At 36.8% G+C, this 17,915-nt stretch carries 17 protein-coding genes and 1 pseudogene; 3 read left to right on the top strand and 15 right to left on the bottom strand.

Features of this window, described 5'->3' with window-relative positions; genetic code table 11:
- The first annotated feature begins 90 nt into the window (after window positions 1–90).
- A complete protein-coding gene (locus tag BQ5367_RS11430; RefSeq protein WP_071442613.1) occupies window positions 91–1,533 on the top strand; it encodes an IS200/IS605 family accessory protein TnpB-related protein in 1,443 nt (480 codons plus the stop codon).
- 320 nt (window positions 1,534–1,853) lie between these two features.
- Here BQ5367_RS11430 and BQ5367_RS11425 read toward each other — a convergent pair whose 3' ends face one another.
- From BQ5367_RS11425 to BQ5367_RS11355, 15 genes and pseudogenes are all read right to left on the bottom strand, one after another.
- The gene (locus BQ5367_RS11425; RefSeq protein ID WP_071442612.1) at window positions 1,854–2,480 is read right to left on the bottom strand and encodes a V-type ATP synthase subunit D; all 627 of its coding nucleotides are present in this window, start codon (window positions 2,478–2,480) and stop codon (window positions 1,854–1,856) included.
- On the bottom strand, window positions 2,473–3,918 hold the full coding sequence (locus BQ5367_RS11420) for a V-type ATP synthase subunit B (RefSeq protein ID WP_071442898.1): 1,446 nt from the start codon (window positions 3,916–3,918) through the stop codon (window positions 2,473–2,475). Before BQ5367_RS11420 ends, BQ5367_RS11425 begins: the two co-directional genes overlap by 8 nt.
- A gap of 14 nt (window positions 3,919–3,932) precedes the next feature.
- Window positions 3,933–5,684: a V-type ATP synthase subunit A gene (locus tag BQ5367_RS11415; RefSeq protein WP_071442611.1), complete on the bottom strand. Its 1,752-nt coding sequence runs from the start codon at window positions 5,682–5,684 to the stop codon at window positions 3,933–3,935.
- A gap of 9 nt (window positions 5,685–5,693) precedes the next feature.
- Window positions 5,694–6,269 (bottom strand): V-type ATP synthase subunit E family protein, encoded by a 576-nt coding sequence (locus BQ5367_RS11410; RefSeq protein WP_143052397.1) that lies wholly within the window; start codon window positions 6,267–6,269, stop codon window positions 5,694–5,696.
- A gap of 11 nt (window positions 6,270–6,280) precedes the next feature.
- Window positions 6,281–6,589 carry a V-type ATP synthase subunit F gene (locus BQ5367_RS11405; RefSeq protein WP_071442609.1) on the bottom strand — a complete coding sequence of 103 codons (309 nt, stop codon included), beginning with the start codon at window positions 6,587–6,589 and terminating at the stop codon, window positions 6,281–6,283.
- An 8-nt stretch (window positions 6,590–6,597) separates the two neighbouring features.
- A complete protein-coding gene (locus BQ5367_RS11400; RefSeq protein ID WP_071442608.1) occupies window positions 6,598–7,038 on the bottom strand; it encodes an ATP synthase subunit C in 441 nt (146 codons plus the stop codon).
- A gap of 12 nt (window positions 7,039–7,050) precedes the next feature.
- Window positions 7,051–8,964, bottom strand: a complete 1,914-nt coding sequence (locus tag BQ5367_RS11395; protein ID WP_071442607.1) for a V-type ATP synthase subunit I — start codon at window positions 8,962–8,964, stop codon at window positions 7,051–7,053.
- Between the two features lie 12 nt (window positions 8,965–8,976).
- Window positions 8,977–10,005 (bottom strand): V0D/AC39 family V-type ATPase subunit, encoded by a 1,029-nt coding sequence (locus BQ5367_RS11390; protein WP_071442606.1) that lies wholly within the window; start codon window positions 10,003–10,005, stop codon window positions 8,977–8,979.
- 13 nt (window positions 10,006–10,018) lie between these two features.
- Window positions 10,019–10,327, bottom strand: a complete 309-nt coding sequence (locus BQ5367_RS11385) for a hypothetical protein (RefSeq protein WP_071442605.1) — start codon at window positions 10,325–10,327, stop codon at window positions 10,019–10,021.
- Between the two features lie 32 nt (window positions 10,328–10,359).
- Window positions 10,360–11,307 carry an RluA family pseudouridine synthase gene (locus BQ5367_RS11380; protein ID WP_071442604.1) on the bottom strand — a complete coding sequence of 316 codons (948 nt, stop codon included), beginning with the start codon at window positions 11,305–11,307 and terminating at the stop codon, window positions 10,360–10,362.
- A 73-nt stretch (window positions 11,308–11,380) separates the two neighbouring features.
- Entirely contained in the window at window positions 11,381–11,647 is a 267-nt protein-coding gene (locus BQ5367_RS11375) for a hypothetical protein (protein ID WP_071442603.1), read from the bottom strand.
- A 54-nt stretch (window positions 11,648–11,701) separates the two neighbouring features.
- A complete protein-coding gene (thiI, locus tag BQ5367_RS11370; RefSeq protein ID WP_071442602.1) occupies window positions 11,702–12,910 on the bottom strand; it encodes a tRNA uracil 4-sulfurtransferase ThiI in 1,209 nt (402 codons plus the stop codon).
- Window positions 12,891–14,021, bottom strand: a complete 1,131-nt coding sequence (locus BQ5367_RS11365; RefSeq protein ID WP_071442601.1) for a cysteine desulfurase family protein — start codon at window positions 14,019–14,021, stop codon at window positions 12,891–12,893. Before BQ5367_RS11365 ends, thiI begins: the two co-directional genes overlap by 20 nt.
- Window positions 14,022–14,024: 3 nt before the next feature.
- Window positions 14,025–15,764 (bottom strand): septation ring formation regulator EzrA, encoded by a 1,740-nt coding sequence (locus tag BQ5367_RS11360; protein ID WP_071442600.1) that lies wholly within the window; start codon window positions 15,762–15,764, stop codon window positions 14,025–14,027.
- Window positions 15,765–16,023: 259 nt separating this feature from the next.
- Window positions 16,024–16,533, bottom strand: a pseudogene (locus BQ5367_RS11355) (IS1634 family transposase); the annotation flags it as partial.
- A 142-nt stretch (window positions 16,534–16,675) separates the two neighbouring features.
- On the opposite strand from BQ5367_RS11355, the gene BQ5367_RS11350 reads away from it, so the two are divergent.
- Both BQ5367_RS11350 and BQ5367_RS11345 read left to right on the top strand, forming a co-directional pair.
- Window positions 16,676–16,978 (top strand): transposase, encoded by a 303-nt coding sequence (locus BQ5367_RS11350; RefSeq protein WP_071440699.1) that lies wholly within the window; start codon window positions 16,676–16,678, stop codon window positions 16,976–16,978.
- Window positions 16,942–17,913, top strand: coding sequence for an IS3 family transposase (locus BQ5367_RS11345; protein WP_083383113.1), 972 nt, complete (start codon window positions 16,942–16,944; stop codon window positions 17,911–17,913). The genes BQ5367_RS11350 and BQ5367_RS11345 overlap by 37 nt, the downstream gene beginning before the upstream one ends.
- The last annotated feature ends 2 nt before the right edge of the window (window positions 17,914–17,915 follow it).

Here is a 17,915-nt window from a genome sequence, read left to right as displayed (position 1 = left end):
ATATCATTATTTTAAAATTATAGTATCATTATATCTATTATTATGATATAATATCTGTACAAAACATCTCATTTCTGTCAAGGAGGCATCATGAAAGTCTTTTCTCTTTCCAACCGTTTCTATTACCGCGAATTCCCTGATCTGAAGAACACCGTTCTTCATGATCTTGCTGTCTATAACCGTGTCCTTCATAAGGCCTATAAATGTCTTTACGATCGTGCCTATAAGGGAGCCGCGTTTAAGGACAGCGAGCTTCACCAGCTCCTTAAAAAGCAGTTTCATCTCAATGACTATATCCCTCTGTCTGCTGTCCATGAAGCCAAGGCCCTGCTAAAGGCTAATGCTGCCTTGAATAAAAAACTGATCCGGAAAACAGATAAAAGAATGAATAGGATCAGAATGAAGATCAGAGAAAAGGAAACGGAACTGGAAAAGGTCATCTGTGAAAAGGAAAAGATGATCCGGAAAACGAAACTGCATGGAACTACAGAAAAGGACTATCTGTATGAAGCAACTGTGATCGATCCTAAAATAAAGAATCTGAAGAATCAGATCAAACTATTAAAGTATCGGTTAACAGGAGAAAAGCAGAAAAAGGAAAGATTCATGGAAAAGCCGAAAAGCGTATGCTTCGGAGGAAGGAAGAATCTGAAGCATGATATGGATACCTACCGCTATAACCGCAGAAAAAGGATGCTGATCTGCGGAAGAAGGCAGGGAAAGTACGGCAATAATCTTTTCAAATATCATATCGATGAAGGGATTCTTGTCTACCGGGGAATCAGACAGGAAATAAGGATGCCGGTTGTTTTTCATCAGCACAGGGAGCATATAGAAAGAGCAGTAAGAATGAAGCACAATACTCCCGGGAAGGCCATTGCGTATGAGCTGTATGATCATGGAGAATATTTTATCATCAAAGCAATTGCTGAATATCCTGGCGAGCCGGTATTACCATCCGGCAGAGGAAGTATCGGAATGGATATCAACAGGGATCATATAGCGCTGGCAGAAACCGACAGAAAAGGGAATCTGGTAAAGGCATGGAGGATTCCATTGAAAGAAAGAGGAACAAGGAACCAGAGGGAATATGAAAGGTATGTGGCAGTGAAACGGATCGTAGAGGAATGTGCGGGCAAGAAAAAGAATCTGATCATGGAAGATTTAGAATTCGAGAGGAAGAAAGAAGAGAGCCTGTACAGGGACAGGAACTATAACCGGATGCTGGGAACATTTGCATATAAGAGGCTGGAGGAGAAGATCGAAAGGAAATGCATGGAAAAAGGAGTATATTTAAGGAAGGTGGATCCAAGGCACACAACGCAGATCGGGAAGCTGAAATATGCGAAGCGGCTAGGGCTAAGCATCCACCACAGTGCAGCGTATGTGATTGCAAGGAGGGGAGAAGGGTACCGGGAAAGGATACCGAACGAATATCATGAATACAGGGAATGGAAAGAAGTGATCAGGGATCTGGGGAAAGCGACATTGGAGGAATGTCAGAGGACCCCGTATTTATGCCTGTTCAGATAGAAAAGAAGCAGGACCCGGCAGTCATGCGATTCACTGGAAGATGGAAGCATGGCAAAGGGATGGAATCCTGCCAGAAAAAAATAATAAGCTGACACTGGAACATTTCGCCAATGCCTTACGCTTCAGAGAGGAGCAAAAGAAGGAGATGTGAAGGTGTCGGTGGAACCACGCCGCTAGAAAGGCAGGTGGGTATGCAGATAGGGAGTCGCTTATTTGCATATGATTTTGGTTACAAAATCATTTTCTTGTTCAATCGCACATGATAAAAAAGATGACAGTCAAACTATCATCTCTATTTTTTTATATACATTTTGTCTATCTTAAGATTCCATTCTTTTATGATCCATCATTGTTTTGATCACCTTTTGACGAGAGAATTCTTCTCTTTCCTTTTCTTCCAGTGATTCCGTGATGAATTTTACCGTTGATTCCATATTAGGAATTACGATATTTTTTAATGCATTGGCTCTTTTCTGCGTTTTCATGATCGCATTGGCCAAACGATAGACACTATTCTCTACCTGAACAAGAACGATCGTCAGCTGTTTTACTTTTGTAAAGCAGCGATAACAATAATCCAGTTTTGAATTTGCTCGGTCTAAACCATAAGTTAATTCAAGACTTGGTTCATCATAAGTAATCTTTGGAAGCTCTACCCCCATAACACTACGATAAGTCACATGAATTCCATCATCGATCGGCACGGCATCTACAATGTCACTGATAAGCCCTAATGACATATTTGCTTCTGACAAAGCATAATATGCTTCGCTATATACTTTTTCAATGTCATCACGGATCTTCTTAACACTCTCTACCTGTTCCATCATCTCACGAATAAGGATATTACGTTTACGATCCATCAAATCGTATCCCATGGTCGCAAGATCCAATGATTTTTTTGATGCGATCAAATTTCCTTTTGTTGGAAATACCTGATTAGCCATTGACTGATCTCTCCAGTTCCTTAATAAACTTCTCTTCTTTTAAGCCAAATTCTTTAACGGCAGCTTCATGATCATAGAACTTATCAAGTACTTCATCATCGACACGATCCAGTTCACCTCTAGGAAGCACTGACAAAAGTTTCCATCCAAGATCCAATGTTTCATCGATCGTACGGTTACAATCAAAACCCTGATTCAGAAAATGTTCTTCAAACAAGTTTCCAAATAGCATATATTTTTTATCTACATCACTTAATTCATCTTCACCAATAACACTGGCTAGACTCTTTGCATCAGAAACTTTCGCATAAGCAGCAAACAGCTGATTACTTAAAGCTGAATGATCTGCACGCGTATATCCTTCACCAATACCATCTTTCATCAGACGTGATAATGAAGGTAATACACCTACTGGCGGATAGATTCCCATCTGATCCAAGTTACGATCCAATGAGATCTGTCCTTCTGTGATATATCCCGTTAAATCAGGTACAGGGTGTGTGATATCATCATTTGGCATCGTTAAAATTGGAATCTGTGTAACAGAACCCTTGCTTCCTTTAATAATACCTGCTCTTTCATACAAAGAAGCTAAATCAGAATATAAGTATCCCGGATATCCTTTACGTCCTGGAATCTCACCTTTTGAACTTGAGAATTCACGAACTGCTTCACAATAACTAGTCATATCACTAAGAATAACTAGTACATGCATATCTTTTTCATAAGCAAGGTATTCCGCAGCAGTCAAAGCACAACGAGGTGTTAAGATACGCTCGATGATAGGATCGTTTGCCAGATTGACAAACATGACAACACGCTCCATGACACCTGCTTCTTCAAAACTTCTTTTAAAGTAATCGGCAACATCGTTTTTAACACCCATTGCCGCAAATACGATACAGAAGCCTGCTCCCTCTTTATCAGCGATATTCGCCTGTTTTACGATTTGTACAGCTAATTGATTATGCGGCATACCACTACCAGAGAAAATCGGCAGTTTTTGACCACGAATCAATGTCATTAATGCATCAATACTAGAAATTCCAGTATTAATATAATTTCTAGGATATACACGACTGACAGGATTCAAAGGAAGACCATTAATGTCCATTCTTTTTTCCGCAAAAATATTTCCTAAATGATCAATAGGTTTGCCGGCACCATTAAAGGTACGTCCTAAAATTTCTTTTGATAATGGAAGTTCCATTGGATGTCCCATCAATCGAGTTGTTGTATTAACTAATGAAATCTTATTGGTTCCTTCAAATACCTGAATAACCACTCTTTCCCCTTCAATTTGAACGATTCTACCTGTTCGCGTTGAACCATTTTCAAGTTCTAACTCAACAATTTCATCAAAGCTAGCATTTTGTACATGATCCAAAACAACCAAAGGTCCATTGATTTCACTCAATCCTTTATAACGCAAGCTCACAAGCATCCTCCTTTCTATTGAATGGATAAGATCTTCTCATCAATTTCTTTGATGTAATCATCAAGAAGATGAAGATCATGATTCGGTACGTCATATTTCATTTTTACGATCTTTTCAAATAATCCTAATGAAAGAATGGTGCTAACCGGAATACCCTTTTCAACACATTCTTTGCATCGCTTATTAAGATGCAGGATCACATCCATCATCTTTAACTGTTTTTCCAAAGGTACATACGTATCCTCCGGGTGGAAAGCATTCTGCTGCAGGAAGCCGACACGAATCAGCTTAGCAACTTCAATCGTACATTTCTGATCATCTGGCAGTACATCTGCACCAATCAGCTTCACGATTTCCATCAGCTTCGTTTCTTCATTTAATATCTGCATGATTTCCTGACGGTCTTTCAAAAAGCGTGGACTAATTTTTTCGTTATAGTAATTTTCAAGATCACTGACATATTCACTATAACTCTGATTCCAGTTTACGGCTGCATAATGTCTGGCATACGCCAAAGCCTTATCCAGCGCCCAGAAACAGCGTACGAAACGTTTCGTATTCTGTGTAACCGGCTCTGAAAAATCAGCACCCTGTGGTGAAACGGCACCTATAATTGATACAGAACCATTTTTTCCATTGAGTGTTTCCATATAACCGGCACGTTCATAGAACTGTGAAATTCTAGAAGGAAGATAAGCTGGGAATCCTTCTTCAGCAGGCATTTCTTCCAAACGTCCACTGATTTCACGCAATGCTTCAGCCCAACGGCTCGTAGAATCCGCCATGATAGCTACATGATAGCCCATATCACGATAATATTCAGCTAAGGTAACACCTGTATAAATAGATGCTTCACGAGCAGCTACTGGCATATTTGAAGTATTTGCAATCAATACTGTACGATCTGTCAAAGGATGTTTACTTTTTGGATCAATCAGTTCTCTGAACTCCTCCAAAACCTGTGTCATTTCGTTACCACGTTCACCACAGCCAACATAGACGATGATATCAGCATCACACCATTTAGCTAATTGGTGCTGCATCATTGTCTTACCGGTACCAAATCCTCCTGGAACCGCCGCTGTACCACCCTTAGCTATTGGAAAAAGCGTATCAACAACACGCTGACCTGTGATCAAAGGAATCGATAAAGGCAATCGCTTTGCAACCGGACGTGGGTCTTTGATTGGCCACTTCTGAGCTAATTTACATTCATGTATAATACCGTTGTCATCTTTTACTTTGATGATCGTATCTTCAATGGTATATTCTCCATCACTGACACAATCTACAACCTCACCCTTTAAATCAGGATGGATCATACATTTATGAACGATTAAATGTGTTTCAGGTGTGGTCGCAAAAATATCGCCACCCTTTACCTTATCTCCTTTTTTTACACAAACCGTAACAGACCATTTTTTATGAACATCTAACGGTGCAACATGGCTTCCAGTTGGAATAAAAGCTCCTGCTTCCGCTTCGATCTGTTCAAGAGGCCGTTCGATTCCATCAAAAATATTTCTTAAGATACCTGGACCTAGCGTAACACTGATAGGAGATCCTGTTCCTTCAACTGGTTCTCCCGGTCGAAGTCCTGTCGTTGATTCATACACCTGGATCGTCGTTTCTTTTTCACTGATTGAAATGACTTCACCAACTAACTGTGCATGACCAACATAGACCATTTCCAGCATCGAAAAATCTTTCGCATTTCTTACCTTTACAACAGGCCCGTTGATTGAATAAATTCTATTTTCGCTCATATAGCCTCCTTACTGTAAGATCATCATGGAATGATCCTCAAACCAGACTCTCTGATCTTTTAATGCACTATCCAGCGTTTCATCCATGACCTGCTGATTCAAAGTTTCTATCTTAAAGCCACCGATTTCAATGTTACCTTCTAAAACTTCACAATCAAGTTTTTCCTTAAACATCTTCTCTAGCTTTAAATCCTCTTTTTTCACATATACCTTTACCTTTTGATCAAAAGTATATTTACTGATCTTTTTCTTCATGTATTCAAGATACTCATCACTTGAACAGAAATCTAAAAGCTTTTCTTTCGCTTCTTCAAAAAGCTTTTCTGTATAAACATTACGCTGTTGAATCAGTGTTTTTGTCTTATTACTTTGATATTGAGAAATCATTTGTGCCTTATTTTGATTCATCTTTCTTTTAGCGGCTTCTAAATGAAGATCGGCTTCTTTTTTTGCCTCATCCATCACTTTCTTCTCTTCTCTTTTTCTGATTTCATCAGCTTCTTTTTGGATGCGTTCTACTTCTACATCCGCCTGCTTATTGATTTCCTCTTTCATGTAGAAAACGATTTTATCTAAATCATTCATCGTTTCACCTCTCATAGTTTTACACCGATTGCACTTGAAACATACGCATCGATCGTTTCTCCAATTTTGGAGTTCCCATGTCGATCCGGTATTTCCACAATCAATGGTTTCTGCTGCTTCAGTTTGATTTCAGAAATAATATTCGGACACATCATGACCAGCTTGGTAGTAATTAAAATGATGGCAATGGATTCATCGTGCATTTTTTCTTCTAGAATTTCTAGAAATTCACGACGTTCATGAACCACGACCCCTTCAATGCCAACCAGACGCAGGCCCATCTGTGTATCGATATTGTCGCTGATCAGAAAAAATTTCATAATTTGGCCTACAGCTTATTGATGATCAAAATAGAAATCAATACACCGTAAATGGCAACACCTTCACCCAAAGCAACGAAAATCATTGCTTTACCGAAGTTTTTGTCATTTTCACTAAATGCTCCGATAGCAGCAGGAGCAGCAGCAGCAACGGCAATACCAGCACCAACACTTGAAAGACCTGTTGCTAAAGCAGCAGCAAGGAAACCAAGTCCCTGAGCCATTGTTCCGGTTATAGAATTAACAACTGTTTCACCTTCCGCAAAAACTCCCATGCCGTTCAACTGAAATAAAGAGAAACCAATCACACATACAAAGAAGCAAGCGATATGAGTATAAAGTCTAAATTTTGCTTCCTTTTTTGTCACCTTTCCTGTAAATACCTTTACAAGGGGCAAACAGATCATCACAACACATACTGCAGGTAATAAAATTTCTAATACGTTCATCTTTCTTTCCTCCTAATTTATTGCCTTAAAAGCGATTCCGTTACCACTGAAATAACGTGAGAACATTTCATAAAATTCAAGTCGCAGCACCTGAATACCTACGATCATACCTTCAAGTGCCATAACGAAGATATTTCCAAAAATACATACGATAGGAGCGGCGCCACCTGTAATCTCCATCAAAACAGAAACTACCAGCATCATGCCGGCGTGGCTCAATACGAAGCCGCCAACACGCATATAGGACATCGTATTTGACAAGAATGTCAAAGCGATTTCCAAGAGTTCAAATACATTTGTCATCAAAAAGCTTCCAATACCTTCAGGAAATAGTTTTTCATGAGTCAAAGCTCTTTCCAAAGGTTCCTGCATGAAAATAACGAGCACAGGAATCACGATGATTAACAGAATGTAAACAGGTGTAAATATCTGCCACCCAGCCAGCATCATACCAGCAATACCACCAAGTAAGCCTCCATAGAGAACAAACCCGGCTAAACCATTTTGAGAGAATAGCATTCCTCCCCAATCTTTTTTATGTATATGGTTGGCCATATTCAATCCCATTGAACATAAGATCAAGATTGCTCCAATCACGATAGCTCCAATAATTAAAGTCATCGTAAAATCCGGAGCCAATACTTCAAACGGTTTTTCTTCAAACCCTAAGGCGTGGAACATTGGATTTAATATTTCTTCATTACCAAATACACTTCCAAACATTAATCCAAAAATAGCTGAAAAGATACCGATCCTTTCCATGATTGCACCCAGCTTTAACTTCATTTTATGATAAGCAAAGGCCCCTACAAGAGATACGACCAAACCCTGTCCTAAATCAGCAAACATAATACCAAACAAAAGACAATATGTAATCGCAAAGAAAGGGGTTGGATCAATTTCATTATAAGCCGGCATGCCATACATTTCTACAAACATTTCAAATGGACGCACAAACCAGTTGTTTTTCAATTTTGTCGGAGGAACCAAACGAGCATCCGAATACGGATCATTAATTTCGATTTCCACCTTATCATAATCTTTAAAGACCTCTTTCAAAGCCTCTTCTTTATTTTCAGGAATAAACCCACTAATAGAAGCACGCTGTCCATACACAACAACATATTTCTGCAGTTCATAAGTTGAAGACAAGCCTTTTAAGCTCACCTCATAGACACTCAACTGTTCACGCTTCTCAGCTTTGAATTTTTCCATCTTTTCTTCTACATGAGCCAACATCTTCGTATTGGATTCTATTTCCTCACGAATTGTTTCAATCGCTTCAGCAGGCTTGCCATGTACAAAATCAGGAATACGGATTCTTGAAAAATCAAGACTTGAGAAAATATTGTCTACTTCTCCCTCGTACAATAATGTTGTCATATATAAGATCCAGACCGTTTTATCATCTTCGCTTAATTTGATCCATAAATAAGGTCTGCTTCCATATTTGTTTAAACAATCCAGGTTTTTCTTCGGCATTTTTCCAATTCGTAGCTTTAAATACGTACATTGAAATAAATGATCAAAGTTAATATCTAAATCCTGAACATTTAAAAGCTGTTCCAAAGCCAGCTTATCTTCATTGATAATTCTTTGAATATCAGCTCTCGCATTGACATACAGCTGAAATTCCTCATTCATTTCATTAAGCTGTTCATTCACCTGTTCTAAATCAATACGTGATATTTCATGGACATTTTTATCGACCTGAAGCTGACAGCTTTCACATATCTCATGAATTTTCGCAAGTGTTTCTGAATAAGGATTCGTCTGATTCAGCGTTTTAAGTCCCGAAACACGATCCACGATCCGCTGTGCCAATTCAGGATGAAAATAATCTAAATCTTTAAATTTCAATAGCACATTCTGGATATGATCGGCATCACTGATCAGATTGACTTCTTTCAATTTTTCAATTGCCATAATATCTCCCTTCTAAAAAATACAGGTCTTTTCTATCTGTTCTTCATTCATTCCATAACGTATGCCTTCTACGATATTTACCAGATTCATAATTTCAATCTGATGCAGAATGATATAAGTCATAAATACTAAAGGCGGACTGCTTGAAAATCGCATAATTCTTTTTGAAAGATTATATTTGATTTTCTCAGCATAGTATTCAATATAAATATATTCTTTTTCATCCATATAAAAATGATATTTACTTTTTTCCAAAAGAGCCAGCACTTCTTCACCGCTTTGTGCATGAATCAGTTCGTCTACTAGCTGTTTGCTCATTCTAATATGTGAAAAATCAACATATTTAAGAATACTCTCAGCACTTGAGTGATAATATTTCTTTAAACGATAGATCTTCGTAATAACTCTAAGTTCAATAGCCGTTAGATATATCGTTAAGGCATCTTGTTTATCTTTTCCTTTTAGATATTTTTCAATATCAGCAAGAATCATATCATCATACAACTGATCCATTTCCTTTTCTAAAGAAACATAGTCTACGGTATGATTGTTTTGCGGCCGATATTTTAAAACGATCTTATAATAAGGAGTTTTCACAAGTGCTTGAGCTACCTCGTCATAAGTTTTTGCTTCTTCTAATAAATTCTGATCAAAACAGAAATCTTTATAATGAAAATTTTCTGTTGAAAACATCTCACTATATAAGGAAGAAGTCACCTGCTTGATTTTTGTCAGGATTCTATGTATTTCAATTTCTCGCAGCGTTGCTTTATAGAAAGAGCGCTCTTTGATTGGTGCATAAGTCGCCAGACGAAGTTCTTTATAATAAAGATCTCGATTAAGCAATGTTTCCAGCTCTCCACGGTGAATATTGTTCTCTTTAACATCTCTCAACGCAGAAGCATAATCTGTTTCATTCTTCAGATAGGAAGCAACCTCGCCTACCGTACTTTTCTTTAATAGGGCACGATAATCTTCATCTTTCAGCCTCTTTGCATACATAGCTTTTGCTTTAGACGCTATTGCATTACTACTTCCCATAATGACTTCCTTTCTAGTTCAAAACGTTATTTACGATCTGCCTTACCCATTCATCTTTATGAGCTTCAAACTGTTCGCTCAGTTTTTTTAATCCTTCCTCTGTTTCATCGCTGCACTGTTTTTTCACTCGTGCAACCTCCTCATCCATTTCTTTTTGGAGCTGATTCATCTGTTTTTTTTCATCTTCCATGAACTGTTGATAAATCATATGACTTTTGGAAGAAACTTCGCTTGTTATGTTCATAAGTGCACGTTTTGCGTTCTCTACTTTTTCTCTGGCATTTCTATCTTCATTTACAACTTCTTCAATGTGTTTTTCCATACCTTTTTCTCCTAACTCGACCTATTATACTCCTAATCAATTTCAACTTCAACATTTTCGAGATTTTTATATTTTTGAATTACAAAATTATTTTTTTGGACAATTTTAACTGAATTAAGATATTCAAAGCCAGCCTCCTTTGTATGAAAAGAAAGCTTATAGGCATATAACGCCTGATGCTTCATGATTTTTTTACCATGATATTTTACATCGCCGATCAATGGATGATGCAAATGAGCTAACTGAGCTCGAATCTGATGCGACCTGCCACTAATCAAATGGACATCTAACAAAGCATATTGTTTTCCCTGATGTAACGTCTGAAGCCCTAAGGATACCTCAACACTATTTTTTCTAGGCTCATCAAAAATCAAAGCCTTATTCTTTTCTTCATCTTTTATATAATAATGTTTATACAAGCCATCTTTAATTTTTCCTTCTATGATACATAAATAATGCTTTTCAACCTGATGAGATCGTATCATTTCATTCATGAGGCGTAAGCTTTTCGCACTTTTACATGCGATGATAAGACCACCTGTATTCTGATCAAGGCGATTCGCAAAAGCCGGCGTAAAACTATTTTCTTTATAAGGATCATACTGATGCGTATCAATCAGATATTTTAATACCTGATCGATCAATGTATCTTCCTGAAACTTTTCATTGCTGTGAACAATGATACCTGTCTTTTTATCTAAAATTAAAAAATGTTCATCCTCATATATAATGCCATTTAATTTTGAAATACGTGACAGATCCATTTTCTCATCACTAAAAAATTCATCACTGATAAACATCTGAACCTGATCTCCTTTTTGGAGGATGGCATTTGGTTCACTTCTTTTACGATTTACTTTGATCTTTTTTTGACGAATCAGACGATACATCAGACTTTTCGGCATCTTCTTACACGTTTTTTGAATATATTTATCAAGACGCTGGTCAGCATCATTCTCGTTTATCAAAAAATCTCTCATATCATCCCTCCCCTATCCATTATAACAGTTACCAAGAAAAATACCAGATGTCGTTTTGACATCTGGCAATTACTTATTTAAACTGATTTTTCTTTGTATTAAAATTGTTGTTTTGACGTTTCTGATTATTATTGCTGATAAGCTTATCTTTACAATATTCATCTTTAAACATCGTCTTTTCCTGCTCAACATCAGCTCCTAGTTCATTTCCCATTTCAAACTGAAACAGATTATTCTGCTGCTGTTTATTAAGAGAATTGTTCTTTTTGCTTGGATCATTCTGATTGAGTCGATTCTTGTTTAGGATATTCTGATTTTTGCTGTTTTGATTGTTCTGCATTTTTCTCACCTCTACTAATAGAGTGAGTGCTTTTAAACCTTATATACCAACTTTTTAAAAGATATTTTCATCAACCTTTTTTGTTGGATAAACATCTACGGTTTCAGCCTTTTCTAAAGCCTCTTCAAGCAATGCTTCAAAGTCAAAGCGGCTTTCAAGTTTTTCACATTTTTTAATTGTTGGCTTAGTTACAGGATTTTTAGGTGTAAAAATCGTACAGCAGTCCTCATAAGGCAAAATGCTTGTTTCATAAGTTCCAATCTTATTAGCCAGATCAATGATTTCTAATTTATCCATAGCCACACATGGACGAATAACAGGTATTTTTACTACTTCATTGATAGCCCCCATAGAATCAAGTGTCTGACTTGCTACCTGACCGATGCTTTCTCCATTAACAATTGCCTTACAGTTTTGTTTTTCACTGAGTCTTTCAGCTAAGCGATACATCATACGACGCATGATCGTAATCGCATAACTTTCATCACAGTTTTTATAAATAGCGAGCTGTGTATCCGTAAATGGTACAATATGCAAACGAATGTGCCCCTGATAAAGGCTGACGATACGTGCCAGTTCAAGAACCTTCTGACGAGCTTGCGAAGAAGTATAAGGAGGTGATGCATAATGAATGCATTCCACTCGAATACCACGCTTCATCATCAGATAAGCTGCCACCGGTGAGTCGATACCTCCAGAAAGCATTACCATCGCCTTACCGCCAATACCAACAGGATAGCCTCCGGCTCCTTTGATCTTATTCGGCATGATATAAGTATCAAACTGACGTACTTCTACCATCAGCAATAGTTCAGGATGATGAACATCCACCTTCATATCTGTATTTTTTAGAATTTCAGAGGCAATAGCACGATTAATTTCATCAGAAATATATGGAAATGGCTTATAATGACGTCTAGCCTGTATTTTAAACGTTTTTGCCTGTGACTGTTTAGCTGCTTCTACACCTGTTTTGACCATATCCTCTAATTCACTATTTATCTTTATTGCATAACTAAAAGAACTGATCCCAAATACCTGGCGAAGATATACAGCCACTTCATCCGGATCTGTACCATTTAACATGATATAAATACGATCATAACTTTTTTCATAAGTTAATTGATCAAAAGTCCGCAATGCATTTTTAATGTTCACTAAAAGCTTTTTGATAAAATCATTTTTATTTTTACCTTTAGTTGATAATTCTCCATAACGAACAAGAATATGATCCACTACTAATTTATTTGATTCGATACTCATTTAAGATCTCCTTTAAATTTCTAATAAATTCAATTACTTCTTCTTCCGTATTTAAATAGGAGAAAGAAATGCGAATTGCCTGTGAGGCTCTTTTTTGACCGATTCCCATAGCTAAAAGAACTTCACTGACACTTTTAGTTTTACTATGACAGGTACTTTGTGCTGACACATAGATCTGTCTTTCATTTAGCGCATTTAACATGATTTCACTTGTCATGCAAGTACAAGAGAAGTTTAAGATATAAGGCGTAGCATCCTCAGGTGAATTAATAATAATATCATCCATCCGATTCAGTTCCCATCTTAACAGATCATTTAACTGTGCCACTTTTTGACGATGTTCATCCATTTTTTCCATTGCTAGACGAAGTGTCTTTGCTAAAACGATATTACATGGATGATTGCTTGTTCCACCACGAAGTCCTTCTTCCTGCTGACCGCCATTGATCAATGGCAAAAGCTGGATATTCACTTTCTTATATAAAAAACCACTGCCTTTGCATCCATAAATCTTATGAGCTGAAAAACTCGCTGCATCCAAGCATTCCATAGGAATTTCCATCTTGGCAAGCGATTGCGTACAGTCACTATGAAAAAAAGCATGAGAATAAGTTTTAACTATCTTCGAAAGTGCTTTTAAATCATTGATAGAACCTACTTCATTATTCACCGACATGATTGATACAAGAATCGTATCTGGACGTAATGCTTTTTTTAACTGTTCACATTCCACAACACCTTTTGAATTAACAGGCAAATAAGTAACCTCAAAGCCAAAATATTCTTCTAATTGCTTAAAAGCACCCATTACCGAAGAATGTTCCACTGCCGAAGTAATCAAATGCTTACCTTTATGCTGATAAGCAAAACTAATTCCTTTGATCAGCATATTGTTGCTTTCACTGGCACCGCTGGTGAAAAAGATTTCATTATCTTTGACCTTCAGCATGCTTGCAATCTGTTCTCGGCTTTGTTCCATCAGTGATGAACTTTTCAATGCATAATCATAAAGCGCATCACTGTTAGCAAAATAATTTTCTAGTATATATACATACGTTTTCAACACCTCTGGATGCAGAGGTGTCGTTGATGCACTATCAAAAAAGATCATAATTTAAACTCCCTGTGATTTTCTCAAAAGTTTTTCATAAGAACCCGGGTGTATCTTTTCGATAGCTGAAATGGCTATCTTCAATGCTTTCGTATACTGTCCGTTTCTAAAACAAAGTTCAGCTCGTGTCAGCTCGCTATCTATTTCAGCATTTGTAGAACGATAACGATTACCAAAAACAATCGTATTCTCTACCATGGTCGCCATACCCACTAAATTGTTCACTGAATTATAAAGCGTATAAATAAAATCGATTGATTCTTTGATTTTCACATTTAAGACATCAATATCTAATGGTGAAACATTTAATATATGTACAATATCAGCAACCATCATTTCAGCTTTATGATAATCATCTGAATAAGTCATCGATACACTTGGCAAACGCTTTTTATTCATCTTAACATGAATTTCATTCAAGATCAGCTGCAGCTTTAAAAGCTGTTTTTGAGCACGAATTTCATCACTGCAGGCACTCTCCAGCTGTTCCTTGATCTTTTCAAAGCGATCACAGACTTCATTGGTATCCGCAGACAGATCCTTATAGCTTAAAAGAAGTGTCGTTGCTGGAATCGTTTTTTCTAATATGCATCCCTTCAGCGTTTCACGATCCTCAAAAAGCTTTTTCACTTCCTGATCGATCATTTCCAGCTGAACACTCATATCATTAAGACCAAAACGTTCTTTTTTCTTTTCATAAAGTTCTTTTAACATGATACGCTGTTTTTCTAAATGATCGATCTGATCATATAAAAACTGCACATTGCTTCTCAATTCATCATAAGCTTTTTCTTCGTGAATCACTTGTTCCTTTAACTGTGTAAGACGTTTACGGCTTTCTAAAAGTGAATCCATGATATGATCGACCCTACCTTCTGAAAGCTGATTCAAATCGTCTTTTAACGTACCTGAAATAATTTCTAAATTTTTGCTCACTTCCAAATGTTCTAAATAAACACCTTTATTGCGAGCCTGCGAATATACATAACTCGTTTCATCAATGGCCTTTGGCAATGTGAGCTTAGCTTCTTCATATAAAGCCGGGTATTCTTTCATCAGCAATTCAAGTTCATCAATGGCCTCACTGATTTCTTCCTGCTGTTTCGCTGCCTTAGAAAATTCACTCGCATACATCCATTCTTCAAATGTTGAAAACATTTTCTCGATGGTCAGTACTCGATCTTCCAAAACTTCAATACCGCTATTATAGATTTCTCTGTTGCTGGCGATCACGCCTTTATTGACACGGAAGCGATTTTGTAAACGAATGATCTGTTCACGCTGTGTTGACTGTTGTTCCAAAATAGAGTCTAAAACTGCATTTAATGTATTGGCTTCACTTTCACATCCGTGAAGTTTTTCAATCAGGCTTACCAATTGTACTTTAGCTGCTTTTGTTTTATGTACATAAATCAAGTCATCGATCTCGCCTAATTCACTGCTGCACTCCTTAAGGCATTCCTGTACGCTTTCAAATTGCACCCGTGACTTTTCAACAGCTTCTTTGATAGTAGTATTGACTCTCGCAAGCGACTCTGCTTTATTCATTTTAAAAGGCAAAGAAATGCTTTTAATAGAAGTATACAGCGTTTCTGCTTCATTCTGCATCAACTTTACCTTTTTTCTTGAAAAAAACGTTACTATAATAATCAATATTAATAGTAAAATACATACACCTATAACAATAAACAGCATTGAATCGCTGCCTGTAAACTGATTTAAAAATTCTCTTATCTGATCCATATCGTTCCACCTACTTACTATATTATTGTATCATAATTTTCATTCCTTGAATCACTAATCTTCAACTTTTTAGTCGATTCAGATCATTCACCCTTTTATTCATGTAAAAAAAAGCTTAAAAACCCCATTTAAAGCCATTTTTTATTTGACTTCATTTCCATAATCCCATCTTTGACAGTTAAAAAGTAAGAAACCTCAAGAAAACACCGAGATTAAGGGTTATTCCTGAGGTTTTGGTTTTGTAAAGATATGTAGTATTTTATTGCTTTTCCTTACTTTTTTTAATGATGCTTCTCATCTTTGATTTCTTGATGATCTCTGTATCAGTTCTGAATCCGAATACTTCGTGTAATTTATCCGTTAATTCTGTTCTTGTGTATGTCGGAATATATCCATATTCTTCTAGCCTACATACTTCCATCTTCTTCAGTGTGCTGATGATCTGTTCGGCTGTATATTCTTTTTCCAGCCTGATCTCCAGTAATCGAAAGATCATCAGTGCAATGAAACAGATCAGAAAGTGTGCTTTGATTCTGTCTTCTCTACGCAAATATACAGGTCTTGCATCGAATTCTGTTTTCATGATCCTGAAACATTCTTCAATCTGCCATCTGCGCTTATTAATGTTTATGATCTGTGCTGCATCTCCTTCTATATCGGTTACCACTGCATAGAAACCATCATACATAGTTTCTTTGTCTATCATGTCTTTATCGAGTTCATATATTTCTTTATCTGCTACCTCGCCATATTCCGTAACTGATGTCTTAGTGCTAGTATTAATTTAGGGCCAGTTAAACTGAGAAATTCTCCAAAGATCAATCTTGATTTTTAATAAAGAAAAGACTATCTTTATTGCGAGAAAGATATACAGATATTGTTTATAAAATTGAAAAGAGGTTTTGAATACTATGAGCAGTAAAAAGAAAGTCATTGATAAAGAATTTAAAATAAATGCAGTCAAATACAAAGAAGAACATCCTGATTTAACCTGTGAAGAGGTGGCATCAAATCTTGGAATATCTACAAGTTCTCTTTACAGATGGGTGAATGAATATGCTTCAACCGATGATAAATCGAATGTTTTTAGGGGCTCTGGCAATTTTTCGAGTGATGAAGCTAAGGAAATTGCACGTCTGAAAAAAGAAAACAGAGACCTTAAGGATGCTGTTGAAATATTAAAAAAAGCTATGAACATTCTCAACAGCCAGTAGCTGCCATCTATCAGGCAGTAAAGGAATATGTTGAACAAAATATAGGAATAAGAGGCATTTCAATAAGGTCAGTATGTAGGATTATCGGCATATCACGAAGTGGCTTGACCAGCTGGCTCCATCGAAAGAAATCAAAGCAACAGAGCAATAAGGAGAAAATCAAGAAGATGATCAGGGGAATTTATGAAACAAGCAAGGAAGTCTATGGAGCACCAAAAATAACATATATTCTCCGACAAAAAGGACTAAAAATATCACAGAAGACAGTAACCAATTATATGCATGAAATGGGCATAAAAGCGTGCTACATCAAGCCCAAAACAAAAACAACGATATCAAAAGATTTCAGCAGCAAACTCAAGAATATCCTCAAAAGGGATTTCAATCCTGAAAAGCCGGATGCAGCATGGTGTACAGACATCACGTATATATGGACATATACAGATGGTTTTGTCTATTTAACGAGCATCATGGATCTGTATTCAAGAAAGATCATAGCATGGGTGCTTACAAAGGACATGAAAGCCTCATCAGTTTTGGAAGTCATTAAAAGAGCCAAGAAGCGGCGAAATGTGAATCATCCACTGGTCATACATAGTGATCGCGGCATACAGTTTACATGTGAGGAATACAGAGAATTAACTAAAGATTTAAAGAGAAGTTATTCAAAAAAAGGGACACCATGGGACAATGCATGCATAGAATCATTTCATTCATTATTGAAAAGGGAGTGGATAAACAGATATAAAATATGGGATTATGAACAAGCGAAGAGATTAGTGTTTGAATACATAGAAACATTTTACAACACAGTGAGAATACATGGACATTGTCAATACATGAGTCCAGATTCATATGAAAAAGAATATTACAATCGTCAAATACAATCACTACAAAATTACAAAACTATCAATTTAACTGGTACTTTTTCTTGACA

This window comes from Traorella massiliensis (assembly GCF_900104665.1).
Lineage (GTDB): Bacteria > Bacillota_I > Bacilli_A > Erysipelotrichales > Erysipelotrichaceae > Traorella > Traorella massiliensis.
The sequence above is the reverse complement of the archived record's forward strand: the minus strand, read 5'-3'. Positions and strand labels throughout refer to the sequence as shown.

What these genes read in the sequence shown, in the direction of transcription:
- BQ5367_RS11430 (WP_071442613.1), top strand. Translation starts at nt 91, where the DNA reads ATGAAAGTCTTTTCTCTTTCCAACCGTTTCTATTACCGCGAATTCCCT.
- BQ5367_RS11425 (WP_071442612.1), bottom strand. Translation starts at nt 2,480, where the DNA reads ATGGCTAATCAGGTATTTCCAACAAAAGGAAATTTGATCGCATCAAAA.
- BQ5367_RS11415 (WP_071442611.1), bottom strand. Translation starts at nt 5,684, where the DNA reads ATGAGCGAAAATAGAATTTATTCAATCAACGGGCCTGTTGTAAAGGTA.
- BQ5367_RS11410 (WP_143052397.1), bottom strand. Translation starts at nt 6,269, where the DNA reads ATGAATGATTTAGATAAAATCGTTTTCTACATGAAAGAGGAAATCAAT.
- BQ5367_RS11405 (WP_071442609.1), bottom strand. Translation starts at nt 6,589, where the DNA reads ATGAAATTTTTTCTGATCAGCGACAATATCGATACACAGATGGGCCTG.
- BQ5367_RS11400 (WP_071442608.1), bottom strand. Translation starts at nt 7,038, where the DNA reads ATGAACGTATTAGAAATTTTATTACCTGCAGTATGTGTTGTGATGATC.
- BQ5367_RS11395 (WP_071442607.1), bottom strand. Translation starts at nt 8,964, where the DNA reads ATGGCAATTGAAAAATTGAAAGAAGTCAATCTGATCAGTGATGCCGAT.
- BQ5367_RS11390 (WP_071442606.1), bottom strand. Translation starts at nt 10,005, where the DNA reads ATGGGAAGTAGTAATGCAATAGCGTCTAAAGCAAAAGCTATGTATGCA.
- BQ5367_RS11385 (WP_071442605.1), bottom strand. Translation starts at nt 10,327, where the DNA reads ATGGAAAAACACATTGAAGAAGTTGTAAATGAAGATAGAAATGCCAGA.
- BQ5367_RS11380 (WP_071442604.1), bottom strand. Translation starts at nt 11,307, where the DNA reads ATGAGAGATTTTTTGATAAACGAGAATGATGCTGACCAGCGTCTTGAT.
- BQ5367_RS11375 (WP_071442603.1), bottom strand. Translation starts at nt 11,647, where the DNA reads ATGCAGAACAATCAAAACAGCAAAAATCAGAATATCCTAAACAAGAAT.
- thiI (WP_071442602.1), bottom strand. Translation starts at nt 12,910, where the DNA reads ATGAGTATCGAATCAAATAAATTAGTAGTGGATCATATTCTTGTTCGT.
- BQ5367_RS11365 (WP_071442601.1), bottom strand. Translation starts at nt 14,021, where the DNA reads ATGATCTTTTTTGATAGTGCATCAACGACACCTCTGCATCCAGAGGTG.
- BQ5367_RS11360 (WP_071442600.1), bottom strand. Translation starts at nt 15,764, where the DNA reads ATGGATCAGATAAGAGAATTTTTAAATCAGTTTACAGGCAGCGATTCA.
- BQ5367_RS11350 (WP_071440699.1), top strand. Translation starts at nt 16,676, where the DNA reads ATGAGCAGTAAAAAGAAAGTCATTGATAAAGAATTTAAAATAAATGCA.